The organism is Stenotrophomonas maltophilia group sp. Smal32 (genome assembly GCF_030237085.1).
Classification (GTDB): domain Bacteria; phylum Pseudomonadota; class Gammaproteobacteria; order Xanthomonadales; family Xanthomonadaceae; genus Stenotrophomonas; species Stenotrophomonas maltophilia_Q.
In genome coordinates this window covers 1-10,088 of sequence record NZ_JASJSI010000069.1, presented here as the reverse complement: position 1 = coordinate 10,088, position 10,088 = coordinate 1, and the positions used below count along the sequence as shown (strand labels likewise).

At 66.6% G+C, this 10,088-nt stretch carries 11 protein-coding genes and 1 pseudogene; 10 read left to right on the top strand and 2 right to left on the bottom strand.

Going from position 1 to position 10,088, the window contains the following annotated elements:
* Nucleotides 1-202: 202 nt before the first annotated feature.
* Both QRO91_RS15565 and bioA read right to left on the bottom strand, forming a co-directional pair.
* Nucleotides 203-940, bottom strand: a complete 738-nt coding sequence (locus QRO91_RS15565) for a 16S rRNA (uracil(1498)-N(3))-methyltransferase (RefSeq protein ID WP_049431786.1) — start codon at nucleotides 938-940, stop codon at nucleotides 203-205.
* Complete coding sequence (bioA, locus tag QRO91_RS15560) at nucleotides 931-2,322, bottom strand: adenosylmethionine--8-amino-7-oxononanoate transaminase (RefSeq protein ID WP_285310460.1); 1,392 nt, start codon at nucleotides 2,320-2,322, stop codon at nucleotides 931-933. Before bioA ends, QRO91_RS15565 begins: the two co-directional genes overlap by 10 nt.
* 77 nt (nucleotides 2,323-2,399) lie before the next feature.
* Here bioA and nudE point away from each other — a divergent pair, with 77 nt between their 5' ends.
* The 10 genes and pseudogenes from nudE to QRO91_RS15510 all read left to right on the top strand — a co-directional run bounded on the left by nudE (nucleotide 2,400) and on the right by QRO91_RS15510 (nucleotide 9,894).
* The gene (gene nudE, locus QRO91_RS15555; RefSeq protein ID WP_005418435.1) at nucleotides 2,400-2,963 is read left to right on the top strand and encodes an ADP compounds hydrolase NudE; all 564 of its coding nucleotides are present in this window, start codon (nucleotides 2,400-2,402) and stop codon (nucleotides 2,961-2,963) included.
* Entirely contained in the window at nucleotides 2,960-3,763 is an 804-nt protein-coding gene (cysQ, locus tag QRO91_RS15550) for a 3'(2'),5'-bisphosphate nucleotidase CysQ (protein ID WP_049431778.1), read from the top strand. The genes nudE and cysQ overlap by 4 nt, the downstream gene beginning before the upstream one ends.
* 13 nt (nucleotides 3,764-3,776) lie before the next feature.
* The gene (gene mazG / locus QRO91_RS15545) at nucleotides 3,777-4,616 is read left to right on the top strand and encodes a nucleoside triphosphate pyrophosphohydrolase (protein ID WP_197620583.1); all 840 of its coding nucleotides are present in this window, start codon (nucleotides 3,777-3,779) and stop codon (nucleotides 4,614-4,616) included.
* Nucleotides 4,613-4,942, top strand: coding sequence for a YnfA family protein (locus tag QRO91_RS15540; RefSeq protein ID WP_049431769.1), 330 nt, complete (start codon nucleotides 4,613-4,615; stop codon nucleotides 4,940-4,942). The genes mazG and QRO91_RS15540 overlap by 4 nt, the downstream gene beginning before the upstream one ends.
* A 137-nt stretch (nucleotides 4,943-5,079) precedes the next feature.
* Nucleotides 5,080-5,376, top strand: a pseudogene (locus QRO91_RS15535) (Mpo1-like protein); the annotation flags it as partial.
* Nucleotides 5,377-5,450: 74 nt separating this feature from the next.
* Nucleotides 5,451-6,410: an SPFH domain-containing protein gene (locus tag QRO91_RS15530; protein WP_049431762.1), complete on the top strand. Its 960-nt coding sequence runs from the start codon at nucleotides 5,451-5,453 to the stop codon at nucleotides 6,408-6,410.
* Between the two features lies 1 nt (nucleotide 6,411).
* The gene (locus QRO91_RS15525; protein ID WP_049431759.1) at nucleotides 6,412-6,855 is read left to right on the top strand and encodes an NfeD family protein; all 444 of its coding nucleotides are present in this window, start codon (nucleotides 6,412-6,414) and stop codon (nucleotides 6,853-6,855) included.
* Nucleotides 6,856-6,999: 144 nt separating this feature from the next.
* Nucleotides 7,000-8,112: a glycine cleavage system aminomethyltransferase GcvT gene (gcvT, locus tag QRO91_RS15520; RefSeq protein WP_197620585.1), complete on the top strand. Its 1,113-nt coding sequence runs from the start codon at nucleotides 7,000-7,002 to the stop codon at nucleotides 8,110-8,112.
* A 93-nt stretch (nucleotides 8,113-8,205) separates the two neighbouring features.
* A complete protein-coding gene (gcvH, locus tag QRO91_RS15515; RefSeq protein ID WP_006464497.1) occupies nucleotides 8,206-8,601 on the top strand; it encodes a glycine cleavage system protein GcvH in 396 nt (131 codons plus the stop codon).
* Between the two features lie 774 nt (nucleotides 8,602-9,375).
* Entirely contained in the window at nucleotides 9,376-9,894 is a 519-nt protein-coding gene (locus QRO91_RS15510) for a hypothetical protein (RefSeq protein WP_019338693.1), read from the top strand.
* The last annotated feature ends 194 nt before the right edge of the window (nucleotides 9,895-10,088 follow it).

The following is a 10,088-nucleotide window of genomic DNA, read 5'->3' as shown; positions in this document are numbered from 1 at the left end:
AAAATTTTTTTTTGTGTCGCTTGTTTTTTTTTTAAAAATACACCCCAAAATTAAAAATAAATAGCGCCGCCGGCGGATTAGCCCGCCCCCCCGCGTGGGTTGTGGGGTTGGGGGGGGTTGGGGGTTTGGGGGGGGCGGGGGGGCCCACACGCTTTGGGGGGGGTGCGGGCGCCCCCCGCCCCGCCACTACCACGAATCAGCCTTACCCCAGATCGCCCAACCGCGCCTGCAACGCCGCGATCGCGGCCAGGCCGGCCGTCTCCGTGCGCAGGATGCGCGGGCCGAGTTGCAGGCCCTGGAAGCCTGCTGCTGCCAGCTGATCACGGTCGCGCGGCGACCAGCCGCCTTCCGGGCCGATCGCGATCACGATGCCACCGGCCGGCGCAGCCTCCAGCGTCAACAGGCGATGCGCGCCCAGCGGATCCAGTGTCAGCCGCAACGTATCGGCGGGTAGTGCCGCCGCAGCCTGCGCCAGTGACAACGGCGAACCCACCTGCGGAATACGTGCGCGCCCGGACTGGCCGCAGGCCGAGGTCACCACGTTGTTCCAGTGCGCCACGCGCTTCTCCGCGCGCGCGGCATCCAGCTTCACCTCGGTGCGCTCGGCATTCACCGGAACGATGGCGCTCACGCCCAACTCGGTGGCCTTCTGCAGGATCAGGTCCATCTTCTCGCCTCGGGCAATGCCCTGCAGCAGAGTGATCGCCAGCGGCGATTCGTTGTCCACCGGCTGCACCGCATCGATGCGCACCTGCACCTCGCGCTTGCCGGCCGCGGTCAGCGTGGCGCTGTAGTCGTGGCCATCGCCGTTGAACAGCACGCAGGTATCACCCTCGCGCAGGCGCATCACCCGCACCAGGTGGTTTGCCGTCTCTTCCGGCAGGGTCAGGGTCTGGCCGCTGTGCAGCGCCAGGTCGATGGGGCAGCGGGTCACGCGCATGCAATCGCCTCGTCAATCGCCGCCAGCGTGGTATGTGCCAGCAGCTCCAGTTGTTCGTCATCCACGCAGTAGGGTGGCATCCAGTACAGCACGTCGCCCAACGGACGCAGCACCACGCCACGCTTCAGCGCGGCCTTGTAGGCGTGCAGGCCCAGTCGCAGCGCCGGGTCGAACGGGGTGCGCTTGTTGCCATCACGCGACAGCTCGAAGGCCACCACCATGCCGGCCTGGCGGACGTCGGCCACGTGCGGATGGTCGCTGAATGGCGCAGCCAGCGTGCCCATCACCGAGGCGATACCACGGTTGCGGGCGATGACATCGTCGTCGCGGAAGATGTCCAGCGTCGCCAGCGCGGCCGCACAGGCCAGCGGGTTGCCGGTGTAGCTGTGCGAATGCAGGAAGGCGCGCTCGCGCGAGTCATCAAGGAAGGCGTCGTACAGTGCCTGCGTGGCCAGTACCGCGGCCAGCGGCAGGAAGCCGCCGGTCAGGCCCTTGGACAGGCACATCAGGTCCGGCATCACACCGGCCTGCTCGCAGGCGAACAGCGTGCCGGTGCGGCCGAAGCCGGTGGCGATCTCGTCGGCGATCATGAATGCGCCGTGCGCATCACACAGTTCGCGCACACGCTGCAGGTAGACCGGGTCATGCATGCGCATGCCGCCAGCGCACTGCAGGCGTGGCTCCAGGACCACCGCGCAGATCTCGCCGGGATACTGGTCGAACAGGGTGGCCAGGCCATCGGCAGCCTGGCGTGCACGATCAGCGGCACTCTGGCCCGGCTCGGCCAGGTAGGCATCGGGCGAGGGCGCGAACAGGCCTTCGGCCAGCAGCGGTGCGTAGACGCGGCGGTACAACGGGATGTCCGCCATCGCCAGCGCGCCAAGGGTCTCGCCGTGGTAGCCGTTCTCCAGCGCGATGAAACGCGTGCGCCGGGGCTCGCCACGGTTCTGGAAATACTGGAACGCCATCTTCAGCGCGACTTCCACGCCGGCCGAACCGTTGTCGGCGTAGAACACCTTGGCCAGCGGTTCGCGGCCGGGCTGGCGTGGCGCCAGCGCCAGCAGGCGCTCGGCCAGGGTGATCGCCGGCTCGTGGCCGAAGCCCGCCAGCATCACCTGTTCCAGCTGCCCGGCCTGCGCCGCGATGGCGCCGCCGATGCGCGGCTCGGCATGGCCGAACAGATTGGTCCACCAGCTGCTGACGGCGTCCAGGTAGCGGTTGCCGTCGTGGTCGATCAGCCATGCGCCTTCACCACGGGCGATCGGCACCAGCGGCAGGGTGTGCGGGTGCTCACGCATCTGCGTGCACGGGTGCCACAGCACCTGCAGGTCGCGTTGCCGCCAGTGCTGGGCCAGCGGGGAGGGGGTTGGGTCTGCTAGCATTTCGGGCTCATGAACATGTTGCTGCCTGCACATTCTATCGGCCCCGGCGCTGGCGCCGGCCGCCGCGGAGATTCCGCATGAACGATGACCGTGCCGGCCGTCGCTTGCCGATCATCCATCGGATCACCGATGAGGAGAACGGCCCCTTCCAGCGCCAGCACCTGGACCTGGAGTTCTCCAACGGCGAACGTCGCCGCTTCGAGCGCCTGGTCAGCCGTGGCCACGGCGCGGTGGTGGTGGTGCCGATGCTGGATGACGAGACCGTGCTGCTGGTGCGTGAATACGCCGCCGGCATGCACCGCTACGAACTGGGCCTGGTCAAGGGCCGGATCGACGCCGGCGAAACCCCCGAGCAGGCCGCCGATCGCGAGCTGAAGGAAGAAGCTGGTTACGGTGCGCGCCGGGTCGACGTGCTGCGCGCAATGACCCTGGCCCCGACCTATATGAGCCATCAGTCGTGGCTGGTGGTGGCACGTGACCTGTATCCGGAAAAGCTGGCCGGTGACGAGCCGGAAGAACTGGAAGTGGTGCCGTGGAAGCTGGCCGAACTGGACCAGCTGATGCTGCGCGAGGACTTCTCCGAGGGACGCTCGCTGGCGGCGCTGTTCATCGCGCGCCAGTGGCTGCAGGGAACGCGATGATCAAACTGACCACGGACCTGCGCGAGACCGCCATCGCCATCGCCCAGGAAGCCGGACAAGCCATCATGCAGGTGTATGCCGATGGCTTCGAGGTGCAGATCAAGGATGACAACAGCCCGGTTACCGCCGCCGACCTGGCCGCCAACCTCGTGATCGAGCAGGGCCTGCAGCAGCTGACTCCGGACCTGCCGATCCTGTCCGAGGAATCGGCGCAGGTGGGGTGGGAGCAGCGGCGCCACTGGGGCGCGTACTGGCTGGTCGATCCGCTCGACGGCACCCGCGAGTTCGTCAAGCGCAATGGCGAGTTCAGCGTCAACATCGCCCTGATCTACCAGGGCGCACCTGCCTTCGGCGTGGTGCTGGCCCCGGTCACCGGCATCGTCTGGCATGCCATGCGTGGCGAGCTGGCTTATCGCCGGCAGGGCCTGCACGACACCGTGCTGCGCACCCGCACGCCGGCCACCGCACCGCTGCGCGTCGCCGCCAGCCGCTCGCACCGCTCACCGGAAACCGAAGCGCTGCTGGCGCGCATGGGCCGCATCGAGACAGTCGCCCAGGGCTCGTCGCTGAAATTCTGCCGGATCGCCGAAGGCGGCTTGGATGTCTACCCGCGGCTGGGCCCGACCTCCGAATGGGATACCGCTGCCGGCCAGTGCGTGTTGCATGCCGCGGGCGGCGCGGTGCTGTCGGCCGCGACCGGCAAGCCTTTCCGTTACAACCGCCGCGAAACCCTGTTGAACGGCGATTTCATTGCCCTTGGTGATACCAGCCTGCCGTGGCGCGACTGGTTGTCCGACTGACCCTGGAGGCCGCATGAGCGCGCACGACACCCCCACCACCGGCAGCGCCGCCTCCGAGGAGCTGGAGCGCCTGCTTGCGATCATGGCGCGCCTGCGCGACCCGCAGGGCGGCTGCCCGTGGGATCTGGAGCAGAACTTCGCAACCATCGCGCCATACACCATCGAGGAAGCCTACGAGGTGGCCGATGCGATCGACCGCGGCGACCTCGACGACCTGTGTGACGAACTGGGCGACCTGTTGCTGCAGGTGGTGTTCCATGCGCGCATGGCCGAAGAGCAGGGCAGCTTCGCCTTCGCAGACGTGGCCCGCGCGATCAGCGACAAGATGCAGCGCCGCCACCCGCACGTGTTCGCCGAGGTCAGCGTCGATGATGCCGACGGGGTGATGCGCAACTGGGAGGCGATCAAGCGCGCCGAGCGCGCCGCCAAGGGCGAGCAGGACACCTCCGCACTGGCCGGCATCTCGCGCGGCCTGCCGGAATGGCAGCGGGCAGTGAAGCTGCAGTCGCGCGCGGCCAAGGTCGGCTTTGACTGGCCGGGCCCGCTCCCGGTGCTGGACAAGGCGGCCGAGGAACTGCAGGAGCTGCGCGAGGAGTTCGAGCGCGGCGACATCGCCGGCAACAAGGCGCGCCTGCAGGAGGAGCTGGGTGACCTGCTGTTCGTCTGCGCCAACCTGGCCCGCCATGCCGACATCGACCTGGGCGCGGCGCTGCGCGCGGCCAACCACAAGTTCGAGCGTCGCTTCCGTGCGATGGAAGCGCAGGCCGACGCGCAGGGGGAAGCGTTGGCTGCGATGGACCTGGATGCGCAGGAAGCGCTGTGGCAGCACGCCAAGGCAGCAGAGAAAGCGTGAAGACACTCGGCCTGTTCCTGCTGACCGCGCTGGCCGAGATCGTCGGCTGCTACCTGCCGTGGCTTTGGCTGCGCAAGGGCGGCAGCATCTGGCTGCTGCTGCCGGCGGCCGCCAGCCTGGCGCTGTTCGCCTGGCTGCTGACCCTGCACCCGACCGCCAGCGGCCGGGTCTATGCGGCCTACGGTGGCGTCTACATCGGCACCGCGCTGTTCTGGCTGTGGCTGGTCGATGGCATCCGCCCCAGTCGCTGGGACATACTGGGTGCGGCGCTGTGCCTGGCCGGCATGGCAGTGATCATGTTCGGGCCGCGCGCCTCATCAGTGTAGAGCCGAGCCATGCTCGGCTGCTCTTCCTTCCGGCCGCGCGGGCGCGCGCAAGCCGAGCATGGCTCGGCTCTGCAAGGGCAGCGCTCCCTTCCCGGAAGGTGCATGATGGGGGCGCCCCTGGTCCCCGGAGCACGCGCATGTCCCGCTTCGCCAGCTTCCGCGAGTTCTATCCGTTCTACCTCAGCGAGCACCGCCACCCGGTGTCGCGCCGCCTGCACTTCATCGGCAGCTGCGGGGTGCTGCTGCTGGTTGCGGCGGCGATCCTGCGCGGGCAAGCCATCCTCGTGCTTGCCGCCCTGTTCTGCGGTTACGGCTTCGCCTGGGTCGGTCATTTCTTTTTCGAGAAGAACCGTCCGGCAACATTCCAGCATCCGCTGTACTCGTTCATGGGCGACTGGGTGATGTTCGCCGACATCCTGCGCCGGCGCGTACCGCTGGTAGCGGCCGCCCTGGGGGCCGCCCTCACGCGCTATGCTGGGGCCTGGACGTCATCGATAAGGAAAGCGCGATGTTCCCGACCATGTTCTTTACCGTGGTACTGGCCTTTGTGGCCGTCGTGATCCTGTTCAAGGCGGTGCGGATGGTGCCGCAGGGATACGAATGGACCGTCGAGCGCTTCGGGCGCTACACGCACACCATGACCCCCGGCCTGCACTTCCTGATCCCGATCGTGTACGGGGTCGGGCGCAAGGTGAACATGATGGAGCAGGTGCTGGACGTGCCCAGCCAGGAAGTGATCACCAAGGACAACGCTGCCGTACGCGTGGACGGCGTGGTGTTCTTCCAGGTGCTGGACGCGGCCAAGGCGGCCTATGAGGTAGCCAATCTGGAAGTGGCGATGATCGCCCTGGTGCAGACCAACATCCGTACCGTGATCGGTTCGATGGACCTGGATGAATCGCTCAGCCAGCGCGAAGTGATCAACGCCCAGCTGCTGAGCGTGGTCGACCATGCCACCAACCCGTGGGGCGTGAAGGTCAACCGCATCGAGATCCGTGACATCCAGCCGCCGCGCGACCTGCTGGATGCAATGGCGCGGCAGATGAAGGCCGAGCGCGAGAAGCGCGCGCAGATCCTTGAAGCCGAGGGTTCGCGACAGTCGGAGATCCTGCGCGCCGATGGCGAGAAGCAGGCCACGGTGCTGGAAGCCGAAGGCCGCCGCGAGGCGGCGTTCCGCGATGCCGAGGCCCGCGAACGCCTGGCCGAGGCCGAAGCCAAGGCAACCCAGATGGTGTCGGCGGCGATCGCCGAAGGCGACGTGCAGGCGATCAACTACTTCGTTGCGCAGAAGTACGTGGAAGCGTTCAAGGAGCTGGCCAGTTCGCCAAACCAGAAGCTGGTGCTGATGCCGATGGAGGCCAGCGGTGTGATCGGCTCGATCGCTGGCGTGGCCGAACTGGCCAAGCAGGCACTGGGCGACCAGAACAACAAGGCCGCAGGCAAGCGGCCGCCGCCGATCGGAGGCTGACATGCGCTGGGAGGTCGTGGGCTGGGGCGCGCTGGCACTGCTGCTGTTTGCCGCAGAGGCACTGGCGCCGGGCGCGTTCATGCTGTGGATCGGCATCGGCGCGGCCGCCGTGTTCGTGCTGGTGGCCGTGTTCAGCGGCATTCCATTGCTGTGGCAGGTCGTTGCCTTCGTCGTGCTGAGCGTGGTCTCGATCCAGTGCTACCGGCGCTGGGGCAAGGCAAGGGCGCGACCCAGCGATGCACCGTTGCTCAACCGCCGCGCCGAGCAGCTGGTCGGACGGGTGGTGCCATTGCAGCAGGGCATCGTCGGCGGGCAGGGCCGGGTCAGCATCGATGATGCGTACTGGCAGGTAAGCGGCCCGGAACTGCAGGCCGGCAGCCTGGTGCGGGTGGTGGCGGTACGGGGCAGCACGCTGGTGGTCGAGGTGGCAGACCGCCCCGTGTAGAGCCGAGCCCATGCTCGGCTGCTCTTCGTGTGGGAGCCGAGCGTAGGCTCGGCTCTACAGCTCCGCCGCTGCGCTGCGGCACGCCTGCGGGCGACCGATCTGGGATAATGGGGATTCTTGTTTCCTCTGCTGCCGGACCCGGTCATGACCCAGAAGACGCTGCTCAACGATACCCACCGCGCCCTTGGCGCCAAGATGGTCGATTTCGGGGGTTGGGACATGCCCATCCACTATGGCTCGCAGCTGGACGAGCACCACCTGGTGCGCCGCGAGTCCGGTGTGTTCGACGTCAGCCACATGACGGTGGTCGACCTGCGCGGTGACCAGGTCAAGCCGTTCCTGCGCCGCCTGCTGGCCAACTCGGTCGACAAGCTGAAGGTGACCGGCAAGGCACTGTACTCGTGCATGCTGAACCCGCGCGGCGGCGTCATCGACGACCTGATCGTCTACTACCTGGGCGACGACTTCTTCCGCATGGTGGTCAATGCCTCCACCCGCGAGAAGGACCTCGCGTGGCTGCGCGAGCAGGCCGCGCCGTTCGGCGTTTCCGTCGAGCAGCGCCCGGACCTGGCCATCCTCGCCGTGCAGGGCCCGCAGGCGCGCGACATCGTGATCGGCCTGGCCCGCGAAGCCGACCGTGCAGCGTTGACCAAGCTGGGTCGCTTCGCCGCCCTGCAGGTGCAGTCCGATGATGGCGTCGAGCTGTTCGTCGCCCGCACCGGCTACACCGGTGAAGATGGTTTCGAGATCCTGCTGCCGCAGGATGCCGTGGTCGCCTTCTGGAACCGCCTGCTGGCGGCAGGCGTGAAGCCGGCTGGCCTCGGCGCGCGCGACACCCTGCGCCTGGAAGCCGGCATGAACCTGTACGGCCAGGACATGGATGAAGAGATCAGCCCGTATGAAGCGGCGCTGGCCTGGACCGTGTCGCTGGACGAAGGCCGCGACTTCATCGGCCGCGACGTGCTGGAGGCACAGAAGGCCGCCGGCACCGCGCGCCAGATGATCGGCCTGGTGATGGACGAGAAGGGCGTGCTGCGCCACGGCCAAGCGGTCACCACCGCCGGTGGCCAGGGCGAGATCCTGTCCGGCACCTTCTCGCCGACCCTGGCCAAGGGCATCGCCTTCGCCCGCGTGCCGGCCGGTGACCTCGGCGAGGTCACCGTCGACATCCGCGGCCGGCAGGTGCCGGTGCGCGTGGTCAAGTTCCCGTTCGTGCGCGAAGGCCAGGCCCAGCCTGGCGTGCTCGCAGACGCCTGATCCGAACGTGCCGGTCGTCACTGACAGCAGTGGCGGCCGGTTGGTTACACTAGCCCCGTTTTTTCCACCCCTGCATATCTCTGGAGCAGTCCCATGAGCGAGATCCCCGGCGACCTCAAGTTCCTCAAGTCCCATGAGTGGGCCCGTGTCGAAGGCAATGGCCGCGTCACCGTCGGTATTTCCGACCACGCCCAGGGCCTGCTGGGTGACCTGGTCTACGTCGAACTGCCGGAAGTCGGCGCCGACGCCAAGGCCGGCGAACAGATCGCTGTCGTCGAGTCGGTGAAGGCCGCCTCGGACGTCTACAGCCCGATCAGCGGCAAGGTCGTCGAGGTCAACTCGGCCCTGTCCGACAAGCCGGAAACCATCAACGAAGATGCCTACGGCGAAGGCTGGATGTTCGTGGTCGAACTGACCAACGCCGAAGAGGTCAACGAGCTGCTGGACCCGGACGCGTACGCCGAAGCCCTGGAGAACGAAGACCACTGAGTCGTCGTTTCCGGATTCTGAAACGGCCACCTTCGGGTGGCCGTTTTTGTTTTGGCGAGTACGTCGGCTCATGACGCAGGGTTTGCTGCGCGCCCTCGACGCGGCATCAGCAGACCCGCGAACGGTACCGAGGGGCGTGCGCAGTTTTGCGCAAATCCGCGTTTCCACCCCGCGCCGACGCGTCCGGATGTGAAAACTTTTCGCCCCCCGTTGCGGTGCCGTTGTGCTGGCGTTGGTGGGGGCGGCGACCGCTGCTGGCGATGCGTGCATGCAGTGGCCGCCAACATGCATGCATCTGCGCGGAGTGCTTATTTCAAGTGCTTTTTGTTCAACGCTTGCGTCGTTGTCGTTGCAGGTAACGTGCGTGCGTGGCGCTTTGGTGGTCGTCGAAGGCGGAGCGTGGCGACCGTGCAGGCAACACCGTGGATGGCGCGGATGTGAAAATTTTTCGCGGGGGTTGTTGACAGTAAAAAAAACCGTGATTAGGTTTCGCCTCAGCAGACCTTGCCTGCCCAACCGAGTGCGCAGAATCAATCGTCCGATGCGAAGCAGCCCCTTCAAGACCACCGCGACCCTGATGACGGTGGACATGGCCCCGCTTCCCCCGGAGAAATGCAAGGCACTTCCCGTTCCGATGCCCGCTCCGCCGATCGAGGCGGGCATTGCCGTATCCGTAACGGCGCGCCTGACGCGCCGGCGGTCCCCGCACGCAGCATCCGCGGGTTTGATCCACCTGGGCGTTTCAACTCCCTATCACTGACGAGGAGCCATCCCATGGCAACCAAGAAAGCTGCGAAGAAGAAGCCCGCCGCCAAGAAAGCGGTGAAGAAGGTCGCGAAGAAGGCCGCTGCCAAGAAGGCAGTGAAGAAGGTCGCGAAGAAGGCGACCGCCAAGAAGGCAGTGAAGAAGGCTGCGAAGAAGGTCGCCAAGAAGGCCACTGCGAAGAAGGCAGTGAAGAAGGCGGCAAAGAAGGTAGCCAAGAAGTCCACTGCCAAGAAGGCTGTCAAGAAGACCGCGAAGAAGGCCGTCAAGAAGGTAGCCAAGAAGGCCACCAAGAAGACTGCCAAGAAGGCAACGGCCCGCAAGCCTGCCAAGAAGGTCGCCAAGAAGGCGACTGCCAAGAAGGCCGTCAAGAAGACTGCCAAGAAGGCAGTAAAGAAGACCGCGAAGAAGGCCACCAAGAAGGCTGCCCCGAAGAAGGCAGCGAAGAAGGTTGCCAAGCGCAAGCCGGCCGCCCGCAAGAAGAAGGCCGCTCCGGTCGCTCTGCCGGCAACCCCGGCGCCGCTGATCTAAGTACTTCCCGATAGCCGCATCCTGAAACCCCCTTCCCTGGCTGCCCAGCGGGGAGGGGGTTTTTTTATGGTTCTTCTCCCATCTGAGGGGAGAGGCTCACGGCCGACCCGCTAGATTGTGGTTGTCGAGACTACAAACTGGGGCCGGCCGTGGCCAAGCTGGATTGTATGCCGTTGCTGGGATGCTGGGCGGGA